Here is a 24,630-nt window from a genome sequence, read left to right on the forward strand (position 1 = left end):
GAATGCAGTGACCGTAAGCCTGATAGACGTCTCGACTTATCTGCCCGGTGAGCCGATCAGCGCCGACTACTATGCCCAATTCGCCGAGTCCGACGATTTGCGCGACAACTTGATGTTCCGGGCCCCCAAGTTCCGCCACCACGTGGCCGAGGATGAGACGGCCATCGACATGGTGGAACGTGCCGCCGCTGGGTTGGTCGAACGCCACGGTCAAGATGTGATCGCGAACGTCGACGTGCTGATCACCCACACCCAGGTGCCCGATATGCCGTTCTACGGCGGCGGCGGGGGAATGGCTCATCGCCTTGGCATGAAACCGAATTGGGTGCTCGACGTCCACAACGGGGGATGCGCGGCATTCGTGCTGGGCCTGCAGATGGCCCGGCAGTTACTGTCGTCGGGCGCCGGGAAGACCGCACTGATCGCGATCGCGCAGAACGCCGCGGGCCAGGTGTTCGACCAACAAACCGTCCGCCCGAAAGCACAGGCCGCGGTGCCCGGCGACGGTGCGGCGGTCGGCCTGGTCACCTTGTCGGACCAGTCCCCGATCCTCGACGTCGAGTGCCGGACCTACGGCGAGTACGCGGGCGAGATGACGATCATGAACGACCCACCGCGAAAGTGGTGGCAAGCGGGCCCCGGTGAGCACTACATCGGCTTCACCGAGAGCAAGATCACCAAGGTGCTCGCCAGGGGCAACCGTCAGGTACCTGAGGTGGCGTACGCGGTATGCGACCGAATCGGGATGCAGCCCAAAGACCTTGACGTGCTCGTCACCAACCAGCCCAACCGGGTGTTTCTGCGGAACTGGCGCGAGGCGCTGGAGTTGCCCAAGGAGCGCCATGTCGACACGTTCGACAACTGCGGAAACCTCTTCGGCGCAGGCATTCCCGTCAACCTGGACCGGGCCATCTCGACCGGCACGCTGAATAAGGGCGACGTGGTGTTGATGGCGGCGTTCGCGCACGCCGGCGACTTCGCCGGGGCCGCCGCGGTCAAGTGGGGCGGCCGCTGATGGGCACGCTCAAGCGCGAGGCGGCCGAAGCCGTCGGCGCACTGCCCAGTGCACTGAACCCGCTGGCGTTGTCGCTGAACGAGAATCCGTTTCCGCCGCTGCCCACGGTGCGCTCGGCGCTGATCGCATCGATCGATGCGGCCAACCGTTATCCGGAGTTCCTTCCAGAAAAGTTGCGCTCGTTGATCGCCGGACGGGTCGGTGTCAGCGATGAGCAGGTGGTGATCGGCGCGGGCGCGACGGGCGTGATCCTGCAAGTGCTGCATGCGGTCAGCAGCCCTGGCGAGAAGATGGTGATGACGTCGCCGACGTTCGACGGTTACCCGATCTTCGCTCAGATGGCGCGCTTGGAGTCGGTCACTGTGCCATTGGATGCGCACGGCCATCACGACCTAGACGCGATGGCCGACGCCGCGACGGAGGCGCGCGTGGTCGTCATCTGCCGACCGCACAATCCGACCGGCACATTCGAGCACGCCACCGAGATAGAGCGGTTCTTGCGTCGAGTCCCTCAAGGCACGGTGGTGCTGCTGGACGAGGCGTACGTGGAGTTCCTGTCACCCGAGTGCCGGATCGATGCACCCGCGCTCGTCGAGCGCTATCCGAATGTCGTAGTGCTGCGGACATTTTCGAAGGCATACGGTTTGGCCGGACTGCGGGTCGGTTACGGTTTCTGCGCGGCGGACCTGGCGCGTTCGTTGTGGACCATGCAGCCGCCGTTCGGCATCGGGATCACCAGTCTGGTTGCGGTGGCCGCCTCCTACGACGCGGAAATTCAACTACGCCAACGTATCCGGATGATCGCGTCAGAACGCCGCTATCTGCGCATGCGGCTGAGGGCGATGGGCGTGTACAGCGCCGACACGCACGCCAACTTCGTCTACCTGCCCAGTCGGCAACAACCGTGGCGGGAGGTGTTCGACGGGACCGGTTTACAGGTTCGTCATTACGCCGATGGCGGCGTGCGGATCAGCGTCGGCAACCGACAGTCCACCCGCGCAGTGCTGGCCGCGGTGGCACCGCTGGCCGCCGCCGGCTGACGACCTCGGCGCCATTTGCCGACCGCCGGCCTGCGCGTGCGGTAAGAAGAGGCGTGCCCTCGGAATCCGATAAGCGTGATCCGATCGCGCTGGCGCGCGCCAATTGGCAGCGGGCGGGCTGGGGTGACGTCGCCGACGGCATGGTCGCGGTGACGTCGGTGATGCGGGCCCACCAGATCCTGTTGGCCCGCGTCGAGACGGCGCTGCGCCCGTACGACTTGAGCTTCTCCCGCTATGAACTGCTGCGACTGCTGGCGTTCACCCGCTCCGGCGCGTTGCCGATCACCAAGGCCTCCGACCGCTTGCAGGTTCACGTCACCAGCGTCACGCACGCGATCCGACGGCTGGAAGCCGACGGGCTGGTCGAGCGGATACCGCACCCGACCGACGGCCGCACCACACTGGTGCAGATCACCGATCTCGGCCGCTCCACTGTCGAAGACGCCACCGTCACGCTGAACAACGAGGTGTTCGCCGACATCGGGATGACCGATGAGCAGTCGCGGGCGCTTGCAAGATCGATCGAGACGTTGCGCCGCAATTCCGGCGATTTCTAGTCCGGTGACGACGGCAGCGGAATCGTCGCCGTCACAGCGGTCCCTGAGCCGGGCCGCGAGCGGATGTTGAGCCGGCCGCCGACGATCTCGGCGCGTTCGGCCATCGACAGCAGGCCGTAGCCGCCCATTTCGTCGCCGCCCAGCGGATGCTCGAACGTGTCGAAACCCACGCCGTCGTCGACGATCTCGAGGCGGGCCGCGTCGTTGCCGGCGAAGAAGGTGAGCCGCGCCCGCTTGGCGTTGGCGTGCTTGACGACGTTCTGTAGGCACTCCTGCGCGATGCGGTACAGCGCCAATTCGATGTGGTCGGGCAACCGGGTGTCGTCGAGGTCGACCTCGATGTCGAGCTGCGGGACGGAGCGGGCCAGGCTGGCCAGCCCGCCGGACAGACCCAGGTCGTCGAGCACCGGCGGCCGCAGACCGCTGATCGCCGCACGGGCTTCCTGCAGGGTCAGATCGACCAACTCGCGGGCCTTGCTCAGTTGTTCCGCCATCATCTCCGGATCGTCGACGGCCCGGGTCGCCGCGTCCAGTCGGTACGACAGGGTGACCAGACGCTGCGAGATGCCGTCGTGAATGTCGCCTGCGAGCCGGCGCCGCTCGATCTCCTGCGCCTCGATGACCTGCTCGACGAAATTCTCGTGCGCGCGTTCGCGGGCGACCAACTGCCGGTGCAACCGCGCTTGGTGCAACGCGCCCGCAATCAGCCTGCCGATCACCAGCAACAGTTCGACGTCGCGATCGGTGAACTCACGACGCTCGACCGTGTGGACGTTGAGCACGCCGACAAGGCCTCCGGGGTCCGTCTCCATCGGCACCGACACCATCGACGTGAAATCCTTGCCGCGCAACGACTCGAAGGGCATGTATCGCGGATCGGCTTCCTTGTCGTGACTGATCACCACGGGTTCCCGGTGACTGGCCACCCAACCCGAGATGCCCTGCCCCAGCGGCAGCCGCACCTCGCCGACCGCGGCGTCGAACGGCGGCGTCGCCCCGGCCAGCGTCAGCGACCGTTCGGTGTCGTCGAGCACGTGCACGAAGCACACGTCGCTGGCGGTGGCGGCGGTGATCATTCGCGCGGCGGCCGCGGCCAGCGGTTCGACGCCGGGCCCCTTCGAGGCTGCCTGGATCAGCTCGCGCAGCAGGGCTAGCTCGCGGTCGGCATCGACGAGGTCTCGAACATTGGCGCCGGTGCTGGGTGGGTGCGGCTTCATCACTGATAGATCCCCTCCCGCAACGCGGTTGCGACGGCGCCGGTGCGGTCGCTGACGCCGAGCTTGCGGTAGATCGATCGCAGATGAGACTTCACGGTCTCGTCGCCGATCACCAGCTTGGTGGCAATGGCCCGGTTCGACAGGCCGTTGACGACGAACGACAGGATCTCGCTCTCACGCTGGGTGAGGCCCTGCCGTGCGCCGGGCCAGAACTCGTCGCGCTGCAACCTTGCCGCAGTGTCGACGGCCCGCGCGGCCATCCCCGGATCGATCGCTGTCTCACCGCTGTGCACGAATTCCAGCTGGCGGACGAGTTCGTCGCTGCTGATGCTCTTGAGCAGATAGCCCGACGCGCCGACCCGCAACGCCTGGAACAGGTACTGCTCGTCGTCGTACACCGACAGCATCACGACCTTGCGCTTCGGGTCAGTCTCGCGGAGCTTCAGGCACAGATCCAAACCGCTGGCGCCCTGCATGCGTACGTCGCACAACACGATGTCCGGGTCGAGCTCCTCGATCACGCTGAGCGCCCGCTCAGCGCCGACGGCATGGCCGACCACCTCGACGCGGTCGGAGAACGCCGCAAGCATCGCCTTGAGGCCTTCGATGACCATTTCGTGGTCGTCAACCAGCACAAGCCGCACTGGAGCCCCAATGGAAGTCATGGCACCACCTTAGAGCTGGCATTTCCGGAGGTAGAACAACTTGGCCTGCCCGATCCCCCAATTGGGGGACGACCGACGGCTGTGATGTGCGACACCCTATCCGCATGCCTATGACGCAGGAGAAATCGTGGCGTGCCGGTCGCTTCTGGTGGGATGCCAGCGCGCCGGCACGAAGCGCGGTGTATCCGCTGCGCGCCGTGATCTTTGACCTCGACGCGCTGACCGACATCGAGTGCGACGGTCACCGGGTGGCGTTCAACGCCGCGTTCGCAGCGCATGGCCTGGACGTCGAGTGGACACTCGCCCGCTACCGTCAGCTTCTGGCCCTGCCCGACGAGCGGCAGCGCGTCTCAGCAGAACTGCGCAAGCGCGGAATCGCCACCGAATCCGATGTGCTGACCGCGCTGCTCGCCGACGAGATCTGCTCGACCAAGACGATCATGTTCGACGAGTTGATCCACGACGCCGACCTGGTGCCGCAGCCCGGCCTTGTCGACCTGGTGATGGATGCGTTCGCCGCAGGCATCTGGGTGGGGGTCGTCGCCAACGGAGCCCGTCGTTGGGCTGAGCCGCTGATCCGGCAACTCGTCGGCGACGGGTTGGTGGAGACGGTGGTGACCACTGACGACGTGAAGAAGCCGGTTCCGGACCGCGAGGCCTTCCAGAGCGCGCTGTGGGAGCTGGGGATACCCCCGGAGAACGCGTTGGCGATCACCGGGTCCGCGTCAGGGCTGCGCTCGGCGACATGTGCCGGCCTCGCCACGGTCGTCGTCACCGGCGACGGCACCCCGGACATCCCGGCGGCGGTAGCCGTCCGTAGCGACTACGCCGGCGACACGCCATTGCGCATAGCCGATTGCCAACGCCTTCACGGCAGCTGGTGGGCTGCCCAGAAGAGATCCGCCGCCTGACTTCGCGCACAGTCGGCGCGATTAGTATTCGCGCTGACATGGCTGCAAGACTCAAGATCTCGCCCGAACTCATCGGTGGTGACGCCGACGAAGGCTACGGAAAAGTCGCCGACGCGTTCCGCCGCAATCTGCTCAGCGGTCGAGAATTCGGTGCGGTCGTCGCGGTGTACCACGAAGGTCGCAAGGTGGTCGATCTCTGGGGTGGTTACCGCGACGCCACCGCGCGGGCGCCATGGGAACGCGACACGCTGGTCACGGTGTTCTCGGCCACCAAGGGGGTCTCCGCGCTGACCATCGCGGTCGCGGCATCGCGTGGGCTGATCGACTACGACGCCAAGGTGGCCGAGTACTGGCCGGACTTCGCACAGGCCGGCAAGGGCGCAATCACTGTGCGGCAGTTGCTTTCTCACCAGGCCGGTCTGGTTGTCATCGACCCCCCGCTGACGTTTGCCGACCTCACCGACCCCGTGGCGATGTCGGCCAAACTCGCCGCACAAGCCCCACTGTGGTCACCCGGCACGCGGCATGGCTACCACGCGCTCACCCTCGGGTGGTATGCGTCGGAACTGATTCGCCAGACGGATCCGCGTGGCCGTACGATCGCGCGGTTCTTCGATCAGGAGATCGCGCAACCTCACGAGTTGGACTTTTACATCGGCTTACCGCCCGACATCGGTCGGGACCGGGTGGCAGACATGGTCACGCCGACCAAAGCCACGGCGCTCAAACAACTGATCAAGTTGTCGCCGAGTCAGGTTCTCGCATTGGTGAATCCGTTCGGCTTGAGTAAACGAGCCATTGCGCTCGCGGAGGGCTACGAGGACGTCGACATCAACAGCAACGAGATACGCGCGCTGGAGATCCCGGCGGGCAACGGCACCGGCACCGCGCGGTCTCTCGCCAAGCTCTACGGCATCGCAGCGACCGACGGCGCGGAATTGGGGTTGACCGCTGGCGTCCTCGATGCGTTGAGGGCACCGGCGGTGATGCCCACCGGGGGAGCGCGTGACTTCGTGAGCCGCGCCGAGACGTCGTACTCGCTCGGTTTCAACAAGCCGACGTCCGAATGGGTGTTCGGGTCGTCGAGCACCGCGTTCGGAACACCCGGCGCGGGAGGCTCTTTCGCGTTTGCCGATCCCGACACCGGAGTCGGGTTCGCCTACCTGATGAACCGGATGAATGTGTACCCGTTCAGCGACCCGCGTGAGCTGACCCTGCGCCAGGCATTGTTCCGCGATGTGCTCGGCGTGCGCGAGCAACACTGAGCTGGTCATTCCCACCCGCAGCGATCGCGGTGTAGCTACCATCGCCGGGCATGGGCGGCCGAATCACGATCTCGCCGGACCTGATCGGCGGCGATGTCGAGGAGGGCTACGGTCCGGTTGCCGATGCGTTTCGGCGCAATCTGAGCGGCGGCACCGAGATCGGTGCCGCTGTCGCGGTCTATCGCGACGGCCGCAAGGTCGTCGATCTGTGGGGTGGCTACCGTGACAGTGGCATTCGGGCGCCGTGGCAACAGGACACCATCGTCACCGTGTTCTCCACCACGAAAGGTGTCGCCGCGCTTGCCATCGCGGTCGCCGCATCGCGTGGGGTGATCGACTACGACGCGAAGGTGGCCGACTACTGGCCTGAGTTCGCGCAGGCCGATAAGGGTGCGATCACCGTGCGACAGTTGCTTGGTCATCAGGCTGGGCTGCCCATCATCACGCCGCCGCTGACCCTTGCCGACATCGCCGAACCGGAGAGGTTGTCGAAAAGGATTGCGGCTCAGACTCCTTTGTGGCCGCCCGGCACCCGGCACGGCTACCACGCGATCACGCTCGGCTGGTATGAGTCCGAACTCGTGCGACACGCGGATCCCCAGGGGCGCACACTGGGCCGGTACTTCGCCGACGAGCTCGCAACCCCACTCGACTTGGACTTTCATATCGGGCTGCCCTCGTCTGTGGACCGCAACCGCGTCGCGGTGTTGCACCCGTTCGACAGCCTTGACACGCTGAGGCATCTCAGGGCTGTGCCGCCCCGGCTCGCGGCTGGGTTCGTGAACCCGCGGAGCCTGGTCAGGCGTTCGTCGACGCTTGCCGCCGACGTCAAGGACTTGGGTGAGTTGAACCGACACGAGTTGCGGACGCTCGAAATGCCAGGAGTGAACGGCATGGGGACCGCGCGGTCGATCGCCAGGCTCTATGGCGTCGCCGCAACCGGTGGATCCGAACTCGGCTTGAGCCCGGCCGTCCGTGAGGCGCTTGAAGGCCCCGCAGTGCCACCGACGATGGGCGCGCGGGACAAGGTGATGCACTTCGACACGTCGTACTCGCTCGGGTTCGGTAAGCCCACATCCACATTCGTGTTCGGCTCCTCAGACAAGGCGTACGGATGGCCGGGCGCCGGTGGATCATTCGGCTTCGCCGATCCGGACACGGGTATCGGCTTCGGATACGTCATGAACAACATGCGGTTTGCCCTGTTGGACGACCCACGGCACGTGGCCCTGCGTCAGGCACTTTTCCGCGACGTGCTCGGCGCGCGGCCGCAGCGCTGAAGCGGGCACTCAGCGCTTCGCGTCGCGCCAGTCGACCAGTTTCTCCACCATGCTGAGGTCGTACTTGCCCTCCGACGCGCGCACCTCGGTATGGAACAAGGTGGCGCCTGCGGCCAGGTAGGCGTCGGCCGACTGCGGATCGGCCCACAACGTCGAACGCTCGATATCGCTATCGGCACGCCCGAATCCGGCGGCCAACTCGCCGAGGCGAGCACTGGCCTCGCGGTAGGAGTCGATGGGCAGGAAGGTGTGCCAGATGTCGGCATGGCGTGCGACGGCGGGCAAGGTCCGCTTGGGGCCCGATCCGCCGATCAGGATCGGTATCTTGCGCAGCGGCGCCGGTTGCAGCAGGTCGAACCGGCGCTCGATGCGTAGCAACCCGTCGTCGAAGAGGTCTGCCCGCGATTTGACCGTTCCGTATTCGAAACCGTAACTGGTGTAGTCCTTCTCGTACCAGCCGGCTCCGACGCCGAGGATGGTCCGGCCGCCGCTGATGTGGTCGACGGTGCGCGCCATGTCCGCGAGCAGATCGGGGTTGCGATAGCCGATGCCTGCCACCAAAAGACCGATTTCCGCACGAGTGGTGATCTCGCCCCAGGACGCCAGCGCGGTCCAGCCCTCGAAGTTGTTCACATCCGGCTGCACCTCGGCTAACACTGGCTTCGCATCCGCGATCGACTCGATGAACGGCGCATGGAAGTGGTCATAGCCGAAGATGACATCCACCCCGATGGCTTCGGCATCCAGCACAGCCTGCCGCCAGGTGGCGTAGTCGGGGGTATCTGCGGGCTGAATCTGGACGGCAACACGCACGGGAAAGGTCACACACGCGACAAGCAAGGCTCACCGCGATTTATTCCGAACCGGCGTTGTCAAGCCCAAATATGTTGAGGGACAGAATCTGTGGATGAACACGTGACTGTGGACAACTTTCCCGGATGGTCGATGGTCGGTGGCATAGTCGCACGTATGTTCGGCACCGAGTTCTCGACGGCGGATGACGCGACGGTCGTCGCCGCCATCGAGGAGGGCGCGCGAGCAGAAGCCGCTGCCGGGGCTCGTCGGCTGGCCGCCATCGCTGAGCTCGCCCGTCGCCGGGTGGATGACGATGACGAGCGGACGAATTGGGCGTTCGACGGCTGGGCTTCGGCGGCCGCGGAGGTGGCTGCCGCCATGACGGTGGGACAGCGTCGGGCCTCTGCGCAGATGCGGATCGCGGTCGCGCTGCGTGACCGTCTTCCCCGCGTGGCGGCGCTGTACTGGCAGGGCGCGCTCAGCTCGCGGGTGGTCGCCGCCATCACCTGGCGCACGCAACTCGTGGAAGACCCCGACGCGCTGGCCCTCATCGACGCCGCCCTTGCGGAGGGGGCGACCAATTGGGGGCCGCTCTCGGAGGAGCGGCTCGGTCAGGTGATCGACGCGTGGATCTTCCGATTCGACCCCGCGGCGGTGCGCCGCTCTGAATCCTCCACGCGCAGTAGGGACTTCTTGATCGGAGACCTCGACGATCCGGCGGAAACCACCTCGGTGTGGGGCCGGCTATTGGCCACGCACGCCGCCGTGCTCAAGCGTCGCGTCGCGCAGATGGTGCAGGGAGTCTGCGACAACGATCCTCGCCTCATGGGCGAGCGCCGCTCGGATGCGGTCGGCGCCATCGTGACAGGCAGTTTCCATCTGGCGTGCCAATGCGGTTCAAAGACGTGTCCAGCAGGCGAACCACCGACTTCCTCCAACGTGGTCATCAGGGTCCTGGCGGATCAATCAACGATTGACGCGGCAACTGGGTCCACCGACGCTGCAACGGCGGTCGACACCGACGCTGGCGCTACCGCAACGCCTGCGGTGGCGCCGCCCCCGGCTCTGATCGTCGGCGAAGGCGTCGTGCCGGCGCCGTTGCTGGCACAGCTGATCCGCGGCGGCGCCAAGGTCCGCCCTATCACCATGCCCAGCGACGAGCCAGAACCCCACTATCGACCGTCGGCGGAGCTGGCCGAGTTCGTGCGGATGCGCGATCTGTACTGCCGCGCGCCCGGCTGCGACGTGCCAGCCGATCGTTGCGACCTCGACCACACCATCCCCTATCCGATGGGGCCCACCCATCCGTCAAACATCAAGTGCCTGTGTCGAACCAATCATCTGATGAAGACGTTCGGCGGATGGCATGACATTCAGTTGCCCGATGGCACGGTGATATGGATTTCGCCGAGCGGCAGGAGATACATCACCAAACCTGGCAGCAGGCTGTTCTTTGAAACATGGGACACCACTACCGCCGACCTTCCTCCGCCGTCGCTCGTGGTGCCGACTACCGGCGATCGCGACCTGATGATGCCCCGGCGACGACGCACCCGCGCTGCCGAACACGCCGCATGGGTCAGGGCCGAGCGCGCGCGTAATGAAGCGCTCGCACAGGCTAACCCTTACGGATCAATTCGATGACCGCGCTGAAGTCTTTGTCGGCGTGATCGGCGGCGAACTTGGCGTAGATCTCGGCGGCGTGGCTGCCTAACGGCGCCGATGATCCGGTCGACTTGACGGCGTCCATGGCCAGGCCGATGTCCTTGTTCATCAACGCCGTTGCAAAGCCGGGCTTGAAGTCGTTGTTGGCCGGCGACGTCGGAACAGGGCCCGGTACCGGGCAATTCGTATGGATGGCCCAGCAGTTCCCGGTCGCTCCGGTGATCACATCGAACAGCGACTGCGCGGACAAGCCCAACTTCTCGGCGAGTACGAACGCCTCGCCCGCCACAATCTGCTGCACAGCCAACACCATGTTGTTGCACAGTTTCGCGGCCTGCCCGGTGCCTGAGGCGCCACAGTGAATGATCTTGCCTGCCAAGGGCTCCAGCACAGGACGCGCACGTTCGACCGCCTCATCCTCACCGCCGACCATGAACGCAAGCGTCCCCGCTGTCGCGCCCTTCACGCCGCCGGAGACCGGGGCGTCGAGTTGGGCCAATCCACGTTCGGTCGCCTGCGCGTGGATCTCGCGGGCATCGTCGACCGAGATGGTCGAGGTGTCGATGAACAGTGTGCCTTCTCGGGCCGCGGGCACCACCTCCGCGTACACCGCCTTGACGATGCCGCCGTTGGGCAGTGAGGTGATCACCGCCTCGGCTTCAGTGACCGCCTCGGCGCCACTGTCGAAGACTTGTGCGCCCGCCTTGGCGGCGGCGTCCTTGAGCGCGGCAACGGGATCGAAGGCACGCACCGTGTGCCCCGCCGCGACGAGGTTCGCCGCCATCGGACCGCCCATGTGGCCCAACCCCAAGAACGCAATATTCATCTGATCTCCTAGGACGCGCGGGCTGCTGCTGTTGAAATGCGAGCTCGGCCCGCCACAGCCCGACCGATCACCACGCGCATGATTTCGTTGGTTCCCTCGAGGATTCGGTGCACCCGCAGATCGCGGACGATCTTCTCCAGCCCGTACTCACGCAGATAGCCATAGCCGCCGTGCAACTGCAGCGCCTGATCGGCCACCTCGAAGCAGGCGTCGGTGACGTAACGCTTGGCCATCGCGCACAACTCAACCTTGTCGGGGTGGTTGTTGTCGAGTGCGGTTGCCGCGCGCCACAACAGCGTTCGCGACGTCTGCAACGCTGTTGCCATGTCGGCAAGGGTGAACCTGATGGTGGGTTCGTCCAGCAACGCACCGCCGAACGCCTGCCGGTCCGCCAGATAGCTGACCGCTTTGTCATAGGCGGCCTGCGCACCGCCGAGAGAACACGCGGCGATGTTGATCCGGCCGCCGTTGAGCCCGTTCATCGCGATGCCGAATCCAGTGCCTTCACCCTCGGCACCGCCGAGCATCGCGTCGGCAGGGACCCGGACACCTTCGAAGACGACCTGCGCCGTGGGTTGCGCGTTCCATCCCATCTTTTGCTCGTCGGCTCCGAAACTGACTCCGGGCGTGCCTTTTTCGACGACGAACGCCGAGATGCCGCGCGGCCCCTCGGCGCCGGTGCGGGCCATCACGACGTAGACGTCGGACGTCCCGGCGCCGGAGATGAACTGCTTCACCCCGTCGATGACGTAGTCGCCACCTTCGCGGACCGCCTTGGTGCGCAAGGCACCGGCGTCGGAACCGGCACCCGGTTCGGTCAGGCAGTAGGACGCGATGGCCTCCATCGACGCGAGTCGCGGTACCAGCGATTTACGTTGCGCGTCGGTACCGAAGGTGTCGATCATCCACGCGCACATGTTGTGGATCGACAGGAACGCCGCGATGGTCGGATCGGCCTTCGCCAGTTCCTCGAAGATGCGCACGGCGTCGAGTCGCCGCAACTCGCTGCCACCGACGTCGTCGCGGCAGTAGATGGCGGCCATGCCGAGTTCGGCGGCCTCACGCAATGCGTCGGTGGGGAAGTGGTGCTTCTCGTCCCACTCCAATGCGAAAGGCGCGAGGCGCTTCTCGGCGAACGCGGCCGCCGTCTCGGCGATCACGCGCTCGTCGTCGTCGAGCCCGAAGTAGTCCATTTATTTCATGGTCGGGATGACGAACTCCGCACCGTGGCTACCCGCGGGCCAGCGCTGCGTCACCGTCTTGGTCTTGGTGTAGAACATGATCGACGCCGGGCCGTGCTGGTTGAGGTCACCGAACCCGGACCGCTTCCAGCCGCCGAAGGTGTGGTAGGCCACCGGAACCGGAATCGGCACGTTCACGCCGACCATCCCGACCTGGACGCGGGACACGAAGTCACGCGCGGTGTCACCGTCGCGGGTGAAGATCGCCACACCATTGCCGTACTCGTGTTCGGTCGGTAGCGCGAGGGCCTCCTCGTAGTCCTTTGCCCGAACGATGCACAGCACCGGTCCGAAGATCTCGTCGGTGTAGATCGACATGTCGGGGGTGACGTGGTCGAACAGGGTAGGGCCGATGAAGTACCCGCCCTCGAGGCTGTCGTCGCCGAATTGCAGGTCATCACTGGCACGTTCGCGCCCGTCGACGACCGCTTCGGCGCCGGCCTCGATGCCCTGGGCGATGTAGTCCTTGACCCGGGCCAGGGCGGCCTCGGTGACCAGAGGGCCATAGTCGGCCTTCGGGTCGAGGCTGTGACCGACGCGCAGACCGTTCACGCGCTCGATCAGCCTGGCGCGCAGCCGGTCTGCGGTCTGCTCGCCGACCGGAACGGCAACGCTGATCGCCATGCACCGCTCACCGGCGCTGCCGTAGCCCGCGCCGATCAACGCGTCGACCGCGTTGTCCATGTCGGCGTCGGGCATCACGATCATGTGGTTCTTCGCGCCGCCGAAACACTGCGCGCGCTTGCCGTTGGCCGCGGCGCCGGAGTAGATGTACTGCGCGATATCGGAGCTGCCGACGAACCCGACGGCCTGGATGACCGGGTGCTCGAGGATCGCGTCGACGGCTTCCTTGTCGCCGTGCACCACCTGGAATACACCCGGCGGCAGGCCCGCTTCGAGGAACAACTCGGCCAGTCGCACCGGCACCGACGGGTCGCGCTCGCTGGGCTTGAGGATGAACGCGTTGCCACACGCCAGCGCGGGGCCTGCCTTCCACAGCGGGATCATCGCCGGGAAGTTGAACGGCGTGATGCCTGCGACCACGCCAAGCGGCTGACGCATCGAGTACACATCGATGCCGGGGCCCGCGCCCTCGGTGTACTCGCCCTTGCTCAGGTGCGGGATGCCGATCGCGAACTCGATGACCTCGATGCCGCGCTGGATGTCACCCTTGGAGTCGGCGACCGTCTTGCCGTGCTCGAGCGACAGCATCTCGGCCAATTCTTCGACGTTCTGGTTGACCAGGTCGATGAAGCGCATCAGCACGCGCGCCCGGCGCTGCGGATTCCATGCCGCCCATTCCTTCTGCGCCTCGGCTGCGCCCGCGACCGCGGCGTCGACATCGGCCGCCGAAGCCATCGGCACCTTGGCCTGCACGGCACCGGTACTGGGATTCATCACGTCGGCGGTGCGCGCGGATTGGCCCGCGGTGCGCTTGCCGTTGATGAAGTGCGAAATCTGTGTGGTCATGAGCCTGTCCCTCGCCCGAATCGCTGAATACTAGGATATCCTAGTAACTGGGCGACGCGCTTGGCAAGAGACGTGGCCCTGCCCGCCGCTAGAACTCCAGGCGAGTGATGAAGTCTTGGGTCGCGTCCCAGGTGGGCAGTAGTCCCTGTGCCTGCACCTGCTCGAGTGAGGGCGCCTCGCGGTCGCGGTCGGACATGATCGGGTCGCCGTGCACCGCGGGCCATGCGATGTCCAACGCCGGGTCGAGGGCGTTGATGGTGTGCTCGCGGCCCGGCGCGTAGTCCGCCGAGCACAGATACATCACCGTCGAGTCATCGTCGAGAGCGAGGAAGGCGTGCCCAAGGCCCTCCGACAGGTAGACCGAGCGACGGTCGCGCGGGTCCAGCATCACGGCGTCCCACTTGCCGAACGTCGGCGACCCGACCCGAATGTCGACCACGACGTCGAACACCGACCCCGATAGGCAGGTGACGTACTTGGCCTGGCTGGGCGGTAGTTGCGCGAAGTGCACTCCGCGCAGCACGCCCGCGGCGGACACCGAACAGTTGGCCTGCCTCAAATCGAGGCGGTGCCCTGCGAACTCGGTGAACGCCGAGTCGGTGAACCACTCGAAGAACAGCCCCCGCGAATCGGTGTGCATCTGCGGGGTGATCTCCCACGCGCCCGCGATGGACAGTTCGCGAACCTTCATTGACCCCGCTCCTCGTAGCCGGCTTCAACGGCATCTTTCAGTGGGCGCCACCAGGATTCGTTATCGCGGTACCACTTGATGGTGGCGCGCAGGCCTTCTTCGAAGTCGGTGTGTTTCGGACTCCAGCCCAGTTCCTGGTACAGCGGCGTCGGATCGATCGCGTACCGCAGATCGTGTCCGGCGCGATCGGTGACGTGGTCGAAGTCGTCGGGTTCGCGGCCCATCAGCCGCAGAATCGTCTGCATCACGGACAGGTTGTCCCGTTCCCCTTCTGCGCCAATGAGATACGTCCGACCGATCTGGCCATCGGTGAGGATCCGCCATACCGCGCTGTTGTGGTCGTCGACGTGTATCCAGTCGCGAACGTTGGCACCAGCGCCGTAGAGCTTTGGTCTGCGCCCGGACAGCACGTTGGTGATCTGTCGGGGGATGAACTTCTCCACGTGCTGATATGGCCCGTAGTTGTTGGAGCAGTTCGAGATCGTCGCGGCCACGCCGTATGACCGGACCCAGGCGCGTACCAACAGGTCGGCCCCAGCCTTGGTCGACGAGTACGGGCTGGACGGGTTGTACGGCGTGGACTCGGTAAACCGTTGTGCCGAACCGAGTTTTAGGTCGCCGTACACCTCGTCGGTCGACACGTGGTGCAGGCGCACACCGTGTCGCCGCACTGCCTCGAGAATCGTGAAGGTGCCGACGACGTTGGTGTGCACGAACGGCTCGGGATCGGCCAGCGCGTTGTCGACGTGGGTCTCCGCGGCGAAATGCACAACGGCATCGGACTCGGCGACGAGCTTGGACACCACATCAGCGTCGGTGATGTCGCCCTGTACCAGTCGGATCTGGTCCTCGACCGCGGCCAGCGATTCGCGGCTGCCCGCGTACGTCAGCGCATCCAGCACCGTCACGCGGTTCTCACGCGCGGTACCATGCACGAAGTTGGCGCCGATGAAGCCGGCGCCCCCGGTGACCAGCAACCGCATGGATAGAACCCTAGCGGGCCCGCCGCGGATGCCTAGCGGGGACGGCCATGCCTGACCGGAATGCGGACAGGGCCAGGGCTCGACGGTGGATCAGTCACACGCGCCTTATCCCGCAATGCCGCGTAAGCGGCCATTATCCGTCGGAGCTTTTCGTCCGCGGCCGGATCCGGGGGCGTTGCGGCGTCCCTGGTGTCGGGATGCAGGGCGCGCAGCTTGCGGCGATAGGCATGAGTGATCTGTTCCCGGCTCGCCGTGGCCGGCACGTTCAGGATCGCGTACGGATCAAAGGCCTTGTCGTCCACGATGTCACTCTTTTGCGCTGACGCAGTTGACCCAAGACATGTTGGGCGCGCCCCGGCCGATGGTTGCGCGGCCGGGGCCTCGCCTAGTGAGAAGCTCGCGTGCCAAGGCCTGTGCCACTATCGCTGGCTCGCGTCCGTCTCTTCGGATGACGACCTCGCTATCGTTCAAAGGCCTCTAGCACAGCGGATTTGGTGAACATGACGTGTTCCTGCGTGCATCACCTCCAGCGGTCGAAATCTCGGATCTCTGTCTGGTGCTATAGATTTGTGATAGCACTAGCGCCAAGTCTTGGCAAGGGAGGTGTCGGCATTGAGAGCCGACACCGCCGCGCTCGCGGCGGGTCGCCTGCGCTCAGCCCTTCAGCCCGAGCGGACCCGCCAGTTCGGTCAGCGACGGCAACAGCTTGTCCGGCCCGCCGAGCACCTGGATCAACACGGAATCGGCACCCGCATCCAGGTGTTCGTTGAGCCGCTTGGCGACGTCGTCGGCGCTGCCGTGGGCCACTACGGCGTCGATCAGCTTGTCGCTGCCGGGCTTCGCGATGTCCTCGTCGGTGAACCCCAGTCGCTTCCAGTTGTTCAGGTAGTTGCTCAAATTCAGGTAGAAGTCCACCGTTTCGCGGCCGATCGCCCGGGCCTGTTCCGCGTCCGTGGTCAGCACGACTTTGTGCTCAGGTGCCAAATACACGGTGGGACCGATCCATCCGCGCGCCTGGGCGGTGTGCTCGGGCGTCGTCAGGTAGGGATGCGCGCCCGCGCTGCGTTGCGCCGCCAACTCGTGCACCTTCTTGCCAAGCGCGGCGACTACGCGTCGGCTGGTCGGCACCTTCTTGGCGTCGAGCGCGTCGAGGTATTCCACCAGCGCGTCGTAGGGCTTGCGGTACTCCTGCGTGTGTTCCGGGTGACCGACACCGACACCGAGCAGGAAGCGGCCGGGGAACGCCTTCTCGATGCGGTGATACGAGTCGGCGACCTCGTTCGCGTCGGCCGTCCAGATGTTGACGATGCCGGTGGCAACCTGCAACGTCTCCGTCTGTTCGAGGATCGGCTCGACGAACGCCAGATCTGCCGCGGGGGAGCCGCCGACCCACAGTGCGCCGTAGCCGAGCTTCTCGATTTCGGCGGCTTGTTCCGGCCCCGGTGATCCGAAGGTCCAGACGCCGTAGCGGCCGAGGTCAGGCTTCAATTCCGTCATGCGAATTCCCCTTATGTCTGCTGCGGCGTCTATTTCAGGCCGAGCGGCCCGGCCAGTTCGGTGAGAGCAGGCACCAATTTGTCCGGCGATGTCAGCACCTGCACCGGAACGTGGTCGGCTCCCGCATCGAGGTGTTCTTTCAGTCGCGCCGCAATCGCGTCGACCGTGCCGTACGCGACGACCGCGTCCACCAGACGGTCACTACCCGGTTTGGCGACCTCTTCATCACTGAATCCCAGACGTTTCCAGCTGTTGAGATAATTCGTCAGGTTGAGGTAGATCTCCAGCGCCTTGCGCCCGACCGCCCGCGCCTTCTCGGCGTCGGTGGTCAGCACCACCTTGTGCTCGGGTGCGATGAACGCGTCGGGGCCCAGCAGTTCGCGCGCCTGCGCGGTGTGCTCGGGCGTCGTCAGGTACGGGTGCGGTCCGGCGGCGCGACGCGCGGAGAGCTTGAGCACCCGCGGACCCAGTGCCGCGACCACCCGGCGGTCTTTCGGCACTCCATGCTCGTCGAGCTTGTCGAGGTACTCCGCCAACGCATCGAAGGGCTTGCGGTACTCGTGGCCCGCTTCGGGGTGGCCGACGCCGATGCCCAACAGGAAGCGTCCGGGATAGGCCTTCTCGATGCGGTGGAAGGAGTCCGCGACCGGGCCGGCGTCTGCCGTCCAGATGTTGACGATGCCCGTGGCGACCTGCAGGGTGTTGGTCGGCTCCAGAAGCGGCTCAACCCAGGACAATTCCGCTGCGGGCGATCCGCCAGCCCAGATCGCTCCGTAGCCGAGGGCTTCGATGTCTTGCAGTTGCTGTGGGCTCAGTTGTTGCCACATCGAATGGTGGCCGAATACGCCGTAGGGGCCGAGGCTGGGTTTCGTCATGGTTCGGTCAACTCCGACCTGTGTCGCGGGTATTCCTACCTACGCCGTGCCTAATTCCATGCCGGCAGGAAGTTCGGTGGGGGTCGGCAGCTCGGGAGCGGGCGCCTGCAGTGGCAGCGTCACGATGAACTTCGTCTCACCGGGCCGTGACTCGACTCGCAGATTGCCGTGGTGCTTCTCCACCACGATGCGCCACGCCAGATCGAGGCCGAGGCCAGTGCCTTCGCCGAACGGTTTCGTGGTGAAGAACGGGGTGAAAATCCGGTCGATGATGTCGTCTGGGATGCCGGGGCCGTCGTCACCGATCTCGACGCGGATCATGTCGTCGCCCTCGCGCGCGGTTCGCAGCGTCAGCGTGCCGTTACCGTCCATCGCCTGGATCGCGTTGTCGATGATGTTGGTCCATACCTGGTTGAGATCGCCTGGGTAGCAAAGCAATTCGGGCAGCGACTTGTCGAGGTCCTTGACGCATTTGATCGGGCCCTCTTTGTTGTTGATCTTCTCGCCGAACATCATCAGCGTGCTCTTCAACAGATCGTGGATGTCGGCCGACTGATACGGCGCCCTGTCCATCTGCGAGTACTGCTTGGTGCCCGCCAGCAGCGCCGAGATCCGCTTGCTCGCCTCGGCGATCCGGTTCACCGAGAGTTCGGTGTCAATGGTGTATTTCAGCCAGCCGATCGCGCTTTGCAGCGTGGCAGAACAGTCGACGTCGTCGATCGACGCTTCGACCCGCTCCAGCCAGTCGATGTCAAGGCCGGCTTCCACGAATGTCGGCGCGTAATCCCATCCGCTGGCGATGCCGTGATCTTCGAGCCACTCGCCGATCTCGTCTTCGCGGTCCGAGGTCTCCAGCGGACTGAGTTCGTGCGTCTTCGCCTTGGCGACTTGTTCCGCCACCTCGTCCTGGATGCTGATTAGCACCCGCAATGCCTCCGGGGTGAACTTGCCGTCGGCGAGCATCGACAGCTTGTGGCGCATCTTGCCGACGTTCTCACGTAGGTCTGAGACGTCCCTCGAGATGGCGGCGGCCGGGTTGTTGAGCTGATGTGTCAGTCCCGCCGTGATGGTGCCGAGCGCGAGCAACTTTTCACGCTGGCCGATGATCTGGCGCTGTCGAAGTCCACCGACCATGTGGCCCTCGAGGAGATGCACCGCCATGGGGAACTGGGTCTTCATGAAGGTGGCGAACGCCTCCGCATCGAGCACGAAAAATCGCGACGGCTTGGTTACTCGTACCGATGCCTCATAGAGGTGCTCCTCCGAGGGGACGTATGCCGACCAGGCACCGCAATAGACGCCGCGCTGTGAGGTTCGGCCGGTGACGATATCGACGCCCGCTGACCGCTTGGACATGATCAACTCGCCGTCGAGAAGGACGTAGAAGCACGTGGCTGGCTCGCCTTCGACGACGATTGGGCCGGGCTCGAAGGACTGGATATGGCCGTTCTCGCAGAGCATCTGCAACTGCTCGTCGTTCAGCGCCTCGAACAGGAAAAGGCTCCGCAGTTCGTCAGGCAGGCATTTCTCGCCCATGTCAGCTTCTCTCTATGCTTCCGCCAGGTAGCGGTGCACCAACATCACCGCCATCGACCCTTCGCCGACGGCTGCTGCCACCCGTTTCGCGGATTCGGCTCGCACGTCCCCTGCAACAAACACACCGGGCACACTTGTTTCCAGATGGTGCGGCGGGCGATCGAGTGACCAACCGGAGACGTCCTTGAGGTCTGGGCCGGACAGGATGAAACCGTGGTCGTCCTTGGCCACCACGTCGAGCCAGTCGGTGCGCGGCTCGGCCCCGATGAAGCAGCACAGCCGGTCGCAGTTGACCGTCTCGTTCTCGCCGCTCTGTTTGTTGTGCAGCACCAGACCGGTCAGATGATCGTCCTCGCCGATGGTGTCGACGACCTCGGTGCACACGCGAACGGAGATCTTGTCGTTCTTCTCGATCTGTTGGATGAGGTAGTAGGACATCGACGCCTCCAGTGATGGCCCGCGCACCAGCAGCGTCACGTGTTTCGCCGAGCGGGACATGAACATCGCCGCCTGTCCCGCCGAGTTCGCCCCGCCGACGATGTAGACGTCCTCGCCGGCACATTCCGAGGAATCGGAAACCGATGCTCCGTAGAAGACCCCGCGGCCGATGTAGTTGCAGGTGTCGTCGTCGGGGTCGTCCCAGCAGCCGGGAACGTTCTGCAGCTGACGGTAGGAGACGCCCGTGGCAAGAATCACCGCCTGCGCAGCGATCGTGCTGCCGTCGGCGAACTCGATGGTGCGCGCGGTGCCGCTGTCGCCGGCGTGCAGCCTGACCGCCTTGCGAGTGGTGATGACTTCTGCTCCGAAGCGCTCGGCCTGGCGACGCGCCGAAGTAGTCAGCTCCGCACCCGAAATGCCCATCTCGAAGCCCAGGTAGTTCTCGATCCTCGAGCTGCGACCGGCCTGCCCGCCCGTGGTCGTCTCCTCGATCAGCACGGTCTTGAGGCCTTCGGAAGCGCCGTAGACGGCCGCGGCAAGGCCCGCGGGACCGCCACCGATGACCGCCAGTTCGTACATTTCCAGCGACGGGGTCGTGGACAGGCCGAGCATGCCTGCGAGTTCGGCGTCGGTGGGTTCGACGAGCGTCTCGCCCTGCTCGGTGATCACCACGGGAAGCTGGAAGCCGTCCAGACCCGCCGCGTCCAGGAGTTGTCTGCCCTTTGGCTCGTCCGCGTTGAACGAGCGGAATGAGTGCTGGTTGCGGGCCAAGAACTGGCGCACTTCCCACGACCGCTCGTTCCAGCGATGGCCGATCACCTTGGTGTGCGGGATCGCGCGGTCGCCGGTGGCATGCCAGGCCTCCAGCAGGCCGTCGATCACCGGGTACAACTTCTCCTCCGGCGGGTCCCACGGCTTGAGCAGGTAATGGTCCAGATCGACGACGTTGATCGCGTCGATCGCGGCATGGGTATCGGCGTACGCAGTGAGCAGCACCCGGCGGGCCAGCGGGTAGATGTCCATCGCCTCTTCGAGGAACTCGATGCCACTCATCTGCGGCATCCGGTAGTCGGCGACGAACACCGCGACGGTGTCGCCGCGCAGCTTGAGTTCGTTGAGGGTTTCCAGGGCGTCCGGGCCCGATTCCGCCCGGACGATGCGGTAACGGTCGCCGTAGTGGCGGCGCAGGTCGCGAGCGACCGCGCGGGAGACCGCGGGGTCGTCGTCGACGGTCAGTATTACGGTTTTACGCGGAGCAGAGACTGGTGCAGTCATCGGTTATCAGTATGCTCCCGTCGTCCAGCGGATATCGGACTAGGATGGCGGCGCTGGCCTGGCCCTTCGGCGATTTTGGGGCACGCCGCCGAACGGGTATCATAGATCGACGGTGCGGTTCACGCGCCGGCTCTTGCGTGCTCTCTGTCCTCGAACGCTGGAATTTCTGGCTACAGGCCCACGTTTTGTAGTCGGACGATAGCTGCGCTTCGATAGTTTGTCGCCGCTCGCGGCGACGCAGGCGCCAACGATCTACAGGACACGGAGGATCTCCGAAAGATAATGGCCAAGAAAGACGGTGCCATCGAGGTCGAGGGCCGCGTGGTCGAACCTCTGCCCAATGCGATGTTCCGCATTGAGCTGGAGAACGGACACAAGGTGCTCGCCCACATCAGCGGCAAGATGCGGCAGCACTACATCCGCATCCTGCCCGAGGACCGTGTCGTGGTGGAGTTGTCTCCCTACGACCTGTCCCGGGGCCGCATTGTTTACCGATACAAGTAACCAACAGAGCAAGAAGGATCGACGACAGCCGTGAAGGTGAACCCGAGCGTCAAGCCCATCTGCGACAAGTGCAGGGTGATCCGTCGGCATGGGCGGGTCATGGTGATCTGCTCAGATCCGCGCCACAAGCAGAGGCAAGGCTGAGCCAGGGCTCGGATCGCGACCGACAACTCAATGATGAAATCCCAGTACCACTGAGCGGATTGGCTGCTCAACAGCGATGAGCGCTCGCGCGAAGAGCATCATCCAACGTTCGGCACGGAGGCCGGACCCTGCGCAGCAGGAACGGACTGGGACCAGACCTCCGCATAGAAGAAGGAACACCGCCTGATGGCACGCCTCGTGGGCGTCGATCTTCCGCGCGATAAGCGCATGGAGATCGCGCTGACCTACATCTACGGCATCGGCCGTACCCGCTCCCAGGAAATCCTGGAAGCCACCGGCATCGACCGGAACCAGCGCACCAAGGACCTGACCGACGATCAGGTGACCCAGCTGCGCGACTACATCGAAGCCAACATCAAGGTCGAGGGCGATCTGCGCCGCGAGGTGCAGGCCGACATTCGCCGCAAGATCGAGATCGGCTGCTACCAAGGCCTCCGGCACCGCCGTGGCCTGCCGGTGCGGGGCCAGCGGACCAAGACCAATGCGCGCACCCGCAAGGGCCCGAAGCGCACCATCGCCGGCAAGAAGAAGGCCAGGTAACCCGAGATGGCTCAAGCCAAGAAGGGCGCGCCCAAGAAGGGTGCCGCCAAGACCCGCCGCCGGGAAAAGAAGAACGTCCCGCACGGCGCCGCGCACATCAAGAGCACGTTCAACAACACCATCGTGTCGATCACCGATCCGCAGGGCAACGTCATCGCCTGGGCGTCGTCGGGTCACGTCGGCTTCAAGGGATCGCGCAAGTCGACCCCGTTCGCCGCACAGCTGGCCGCCGAGAACGCCGCCCGCAAGGCGCAGGAGCACGGCGTGAAGAAGGTCGACGTGTTCGTGAAGGGCCCGGGTTCGGGCCGTGAGACCGCCATCCGGTCGCTGCAGGCCGCCGGCCTCGAAGTCGGCGCCATTTCCGACGTCACGCCGCAGCCGCACAACGGTTGCCGTCCGCCGAAGCGGCGCCGGGTCTAGGTCTAGGAGGAGACAGAACTCATGGCTCGTTACACCGGACCCGCGACCCGCAAGTCGCGCCGTTTCGGCACCGACCTGGTCGGTGGAGATCAATCGTTCGAGAAGCGCCCCTACCCGCCCGGCCAGCACGGCCGTGCCCGGGTCAAGGAGAGCGAGTACCGCCTGCAGCTGCAGGAAAAGCAGAAGGCTCGCTTCACCTACGGCGTGATGGAGAAGCAGTTCCGCAAGTACTACGAAGAGGCCGTGCGCCGTCCGGGTAAGACCGGTGAGGAGCTGCTGCAGATCCTCGAGAGCCGGCTCGACAACGTCGTGTACCGCGCGGGCCTGGCCAGGACCCGCCGGATGGCGCGTCAGCTGGTCAGCCACGGACACTTCACCGTCAACGGTGTCAAGGTGAACATCCCTAGCTACCGGGTGTCTCAGTACGACATCATCGACATCAAAGACAAGTCGCTCAACACACTGCCTTTCGAGGTGGCGCGGGAGACCGCGGGCGATCGTCCGATCCCGGGCTGGCTGCAGGTCGTCGGCGAGCGCCAGCGTGTGCTGGTGCACCAGTTGCCTGAGCGCGCCCAGATCGACGTGCCGCTGAGCGAGCAGCTGATCGTCGAGTTCTACTCGAAGTAAAAGCTTCCCGGCCGTCCGGATGACGGCAGGGGGTGCGGCATCAAATAGCGGGTGCCGTGAAGGAGGAAAGAAAAATGCTGATTTCTCAGCGACCCACTCTGTCCGAAGAGGTCAAGTCGGAGAATCGGTCCCAGTTCGTCATTGAGCCGCTGGAGCCCGGTTTCGGTTACACGCTTGGCAATTCGCTTCGGCGCACGCTGCTGTCGTCCATCCCGGGCGCTGCGGTCACCAGCATCCGGATCGACGGTGTGCTGCACGAATTCACGACGGTGCCCGGAGTCAAGGAAGACGTCACCGACATCATCCTGAACCTCAAGGGTCTGGTCGTGTCGTCCGAAGAGGACGAGCCGGTCACCATGTACCTGCGTAAGCAGGGCCCGGGCGAGGTCACCGCGGGTGACATCGTGCCGCCTGCCGGTGTGACGGTGCACAACCCCGAGATGCACATCGCGACGCTGAACGACAAGGGCAAGCTCGAGGTCGAACTCGTCGTCGAGCGCGGCCGCGGTTACGTGCCTGCCGTGCAGAACAAGGCTTCGGGTGCCGAAATCGGCCGTATCCCGGTCGATTCCATCTACAGCCCGGTGCTCAAGGTGACCTACAAGGTGGAGGCAACCCGTGTCGAGCAACGCACCGACTTCGACAAGCTGATCCTCGACGTCGAGACCAAGAATTCGATCACCGCTCGCGATGCTCTGGCGTCGGCAGGTAAGACGCTGGTCGAATTGTTCGGTCTGGCACGCGAACTCAATGTCGAGGCCGAAGGCATCGAGATCGGCCCGTCACCCGCCGAGGCCGATCACATCGCCAGCTTCGCGCTGCCGATCGACGACCTGGACCTCACGGTGCGGTCGTACAACTGCCTCAAGCGCGAGGGTGTGCACACGGTGGGCGAGCTCGTCGCCCGCACGGAGTCCGATCTGCTGGACATCCGCAACTTCGGCCAGAAGTCCATCGACGAGGTGAAGATCAAGCTGCACCAGCTGGGTCTCTCGCTCAAGGACAGCCCGGCCACGTTCGATCCGTCCGAGGTCGCCGGCTACGACGTTGCCACCGGCACCTGGAACAGCGATGCAGGCTACGACCTGGACGACAACCAGGACTACGCCGAAACCGAACAGCTCTAAAGCGG

General features: G+C 65.1%; 26 protein-coding genes. 13 read left to right on the forward strand and 13 right to left on the reverse strand.

Annotated features, from left to right (window positions below; translation table 11 throughout):
- The first annotated feature begins 7 nt into the window (after positions 1–7).
- From ACGFK1_RS06265 to ACGFK1_RS06275, 3 genes are read left to right on the forward strand one after another with little or no spacing between them, the layout of a single operon-like run.
- Positions 8–1,015: a 3-oxoacyl-ACP synthase III family protein gene (locus tag ACGFK1_RS06265; protein WP_393427242.1), complete on the forward strand. Its 1,008-nt coding sequence runs from the start codon at positions 8–10 to the stop codon at positions 1,013–1,015.
- Complete coding sequence (locus ACGFK1_RS06270) at positions 1,015–2,055, forward strand: pyridoxal phosphate-dependent aminotransferase (protein ID WP_393427245.1); 1,041 nt, start codon at positions 1,015–1,017, stop codon at positions 2,053–2,055. Before ACGFK1_RS06265 ends, ACGFK1_RS06270 begins: the two co-directional genes overlap by 1 nt.
- Before the next feature lie 53 nt (positions 2,056–2,108).
- On the forward strand, positions 2,109–2,612 hold the full coding sequence (locus tag ACGFK1_RS06275) for a MarR family winged helix-turn-helix transcriptional regulator (RefSeq protein ID WP_393427248.1): 504 nt from the start codon (positions 2,109–2,111) through the stop codon (positions 2,610–2,612).
- Here ACGFK1_RS06275 and ACGFK1_RS06280 read toward each other — a convergent pair.
- Together ACGFK1_RS06280 and ACGFK1_RS06285 are read right to left on the reverse strand one after the other, a co-directional pair.
- Positions 2,609–3,829 (reverse strand): GAF domain-containing protein, encoded by a 1,221-nt coding sequence (locus ACGFK1_RS06280; RefSeq protein ID WP_393427251.1) that lies wholly within the window; start codon positions 3,827–3,829, stop codon positions 2,609–2,611. The two genes, ACGFK1_RS06275 and ACGFK1_RS06280, sit on opposite strands and share 4 nt — an antisense overlap.
- Positions 3,829–4,494 carry a response regulator gene (locus ACGFK1_RS06285; RefSeq protein ID WP_393427254.1) on the reverse strand — a complete coding sequence of 222 codons (666 nt, stop codon included), beginning with the start codon at positions 4,492–4,494 and terminating at the stop codon, positions 3,829–3,831. The genes ACGFK1_RS06280 and ACGFK1_RS06285 overlap by 1 nt, the downstream gene beginning before the upstream one ends.
- Positions 4,495–4,598: 104 nt before the next feature.
- On the opposite strand from ACGFK1_RS06285, the gene ACGFK1_RS06290 reads away from it, so the two are divergent.
- From ACGFK1_RS06290 to ACGFK1_RS06300, 3 genes are read left to right on the forward strand one after another with little or no spacing between them, the layout of a single operon-like run.
- The gene (locus tag ACGFK1_RS06290; protein ID WP_393427257.1) at positions 4,599–5,405 is read left to right on the forward strand and encodes an HAD family hydrolase; all 807 of its coding nucleotides are present in this window, start codon (positions 4,599–4,601) and stop codon (positions 5,403–5,405) included.
- 38 nt (positions 5,406–5,443) lie between these two features.
- Positions 5,444–6,670, forward strand: a complete 1,227-nt coding sequence (locus ACGFK1_RS06295; RefSeq protein ID WP_393427260.1) for a serine hydrolase domain-containing protein — start codon at positions 5,444–5,446, stop codon at positions 6,668–6,670.
- A 50-nt stretch (positions 6,671–6,720) separates the two neighbouring features.
- Positions 6,721–7,950, forward strand: a complete 1,230-nt coding sequence (locus ACGFK1_RS06300; RefSeq protein ID WP_393427263.1) for a serine hydrolase domain-containing protein — start codon at positions 6,721–6,723, stop codon at positions 7,948–7,950.
- Positions 7,951–7,959: 9 nt separating this feature from the next.
- Here ACGFK1_RS06300 and ACGFK1_RS06305 read toward each other — a convergent pair whose 3' ends face one another.
- Positions 7,960–8,775, reverse strand: coding sequence for an LLM class F420-dependent oxidoreductase (locus ACGFK1_RS06305; RefSeq protein WP_393427266.1), 816 nt, complete (start codon positions 8,773–8,775; stop codon positions 7,960–7,962).
- 90 nt (positions 8,776–8,865) lie between these two features.
- Between ACGFK1_RS06305 and ACGFK1_RS06310 the strand changes: the two genes are divergently transcribed.
- Positions 8,866–10,389, forward strand: coding sequence for a DUF222 domain-containing protein (locus ACGFK1_RS06310; protein ID WP_393427269.1), 1,524 nt, complete (start codon positions 8,866–8,868; stop codon positions 10,387–10,389).
- Here the strand turns inward: ACGFK1_RS06310 and mmsB are convergent.
- The 10 genes from mmsB to ACGFK1_RS06360 all read right to left on the reverse strand — a co-directional run bounded on the left by mmsB (position 10,364) and on the right by ACGFK1_RS06360 (position 21,242).
- Positions 10,364–11,236 carry a 3-hydroxyisobutyrate dehydrogenase gene (gene mmsB, locus ACGFK1_RS06315; protein ID WP_393427272.1) on the reverse strand — a complete coding sequence of 291 codons (873 nt, stop codon included), beginning with the start codon at positions 11,234–11,236 and terminating at the stop codon, positions 10,364–10,366. The two genes, ACGFK1_RS06310 and mmsB, sit on opposite strands and share 26 nt — an antisense overlap.
- A gap of 8 nt (positions 11,237–11,244) precedes the next feature.
- Positions 11,245–12,429, reverse strand: a complete 1,185-nt coding sequence (locus tag ACGFK1_RS06320) for an acyl-CoA dehydrogenase family protein (protein ID WP_393427275.1) — start codon at positions 12,427–12,429, stop codon at positions 11,245–11,247.
- Complete coding sequence (locus tag ACGFK1_RS06325; RefSeq protein ID WP_393427278.1) at positions 12,430–13,947, reverse strand: CoA-acylating methylmalonate-semialdehyde dehydrogenase; 1,518 nt, start codon at positions 13,945–13,947, stop codon at positions 12,430–12,432.
- Between the two features lie 88 nt (positions 13,948–14,035).
- On the reverse strand, positions 14,036–14,638 hold the full coding sequence (gene rfbC, locus ACGFK1_RS06330; RefSeq protein ID WP_393427280.1) for a dTDP-4-dehydrorhamnose 3,5-epimerase: 603 nt from the start codon (positions 14,636–14,638) through the stop codon (positions 14,036–14,038).
- The gene (gene rfbB / locus ACGFK1_RS06335) at positions 14,635–15,621 is read right to left on the reverse strand and encodes a dTDP-glucose 4,6-dehydratase (RefSeq protein WP_393427283.1); all 987 of its coding nucleotides are present in this window, start codon (positions 15,619–15,621) and stop codon (positions 14,635–14,637) included. Before rfbB ends, rfbC begins: the two co-directional genes overlap by 4 nt.
- Positions 15,622–15,653: 32 nt before the next feature.
- Entirely contained in the window at positions 15,654–15,923 is a 270-nt protein-coding gene (locus ACGFK1_RS06340; RefSeq protein WP_393427286.1) for a J domain-containing protein, read from the reverse strand.
- Between the two features lie 352 nt (positions 15,924–16,275).
- On the reverse strand, positions 16,276–17,118 hold the full coding sequence (locus tag ACGFK1_RS06345; RefSeq protein ID WP_393427289.1) for an LLM class F420-dependent oxidoreductase: 843 nt from the start codon (positions 17,116–17,118) through the stop codon (positions 16,276–16,278).
- Positions 17,119–17,147: 29 nt separating this feature from the next.
- Positions 17,148–17,993, reverse strand: a complete 846-nt coding sequence (locus ACGFK1_RS06350) for an LLM class F420-dependent oxidoreductase (RefSeq protein WP_393427292.1) — start codon at positions 17,991–17,993, stop codon at positions 17,148–17,150.
- A 39-nt stretch (positions 17,994–18,032) separates the two neighbouring features.
- Positions 18,033–19,529: an ATP-binding protein gene (locus ACGFK1_RS06355; protein ID WP_393427295.1), complete on the reverse strand. Its 1,497-nt coding sequence runs from the start codon at positions 19,527–19,529 to the stop codon at positions 18,033–18,035.
- A gap of 12 nt (positions 19,530–19,541) precedes the next feature.
- Positions 19,542–21,242 carry an FAD-dependent oxidoreductase gene (locus ACGFK1_RS06360; RefSeq protein WP_393427298.1) on the reverse strand — a complete coding sequence of 567 codons (1,701 nt, stop codon included), beginning with the start codon at positions 21,240–21,242 and terminating at the stop codon, positions 19,542–19,544.
- A gap of 282 nt (positions 21,243–21,524) precedes the next feature.
- Here ACGFK1_RS06360 and infA point away from each other — a divergent pair, with 282 nt between their 5' ends.
- The 6 genes from infA (at position 21,525) to ACGFK1_RS06390 (ending at position 24,625) form a co-directional block, all read left to right on the forward strand.
- Positions 21,525–21,746, forward strand: a complete 222-nt coding sequence (infA, locus tag ACGFK1_RS06365) for a translation initiation factor IF-1 (RefSeq protein WP_003418601.1) — start codon at positions 21,525–21,527, stop codon at positions 21,744–21,746.
- Between the two features lie 30 nt (positions 21,747–21,776).
- Positions 21,777–21,890 carry a 50S ribosomal protein L36 gene (gene rpmJ, locus ACGFK1_RS06370; protein WP_003879483.1) on the forward strand — a complete coding sequence of 38 codons (114 nt, stop codon included), beginning with the start codon at positions 21,777–21,779 and terminating at the stop codon, positions 21,888–21,890.
- Between the two features lie 186 nt (positions 21,891–22,076).
- Positions 22,077–22,451 (forward strand): 30S ribosomal protein S13, encoded by a 375-nt coding sequence (gene rpsM / locus ACGFK1_RS06375; protein ID WP_393427303.1) that lies wholly within the window; start codon positions 22,077–22,079, stop codon positions 22,449–22,451.
- A gap of 6 nt (positions 22,452–22,457) precedes the next feature.
- On the forward strand, positions 22,458–22,871 hold the full coding sequence (gene rpsK / locus ACGFK1_RS06380; protein WP_043405918.1) for a 30S ribosomal protein S11: 414 nt from the start codon (positions 22,458–22,460) through the stop codon (positions 22,869–22,871).
- Between the two features lie 21 nt (positions 22,872–22,892).
- The gene (gene rpsD, locus ACGFK1_RS06385) at positions 22,893–23,498 is read left to right on the forward strand and encodes a 30S ribosomal protein S4 (protein ID WP_393427306.1); all 606 of its coding nucleotides are present in this window, start codon (positions 22,893–22,895) and stop codon (positions 23,496–23,498) included.
- Between the two features lie 74 nt (positions 23,499–23,572).
- Positions 23,573–24,625, forward strand: a complete 1,053-nt coding sequence (locus tag ACGFK1_RS06390; protein WP_015305088.1) for a DNA-directed RNA polymerase subunit alpha — start codon at positions 23,573–23,575, stop codon at positions 24,623–24,625.
- The last annotated feature ends 5 nt before the right edge of the window (positions 24,626–24,630 follow it).

The organism is Mycobacterium sp. NPDC048908, from assembly GCF_043197955.1.
In the GTDB taxonomy this organism is placed as follows: domain Bacteria; phylum Actinomycetota; class Actinomycetes; order Mycobacteriales; family Mycobacteriaceae; genus Mycobacterium.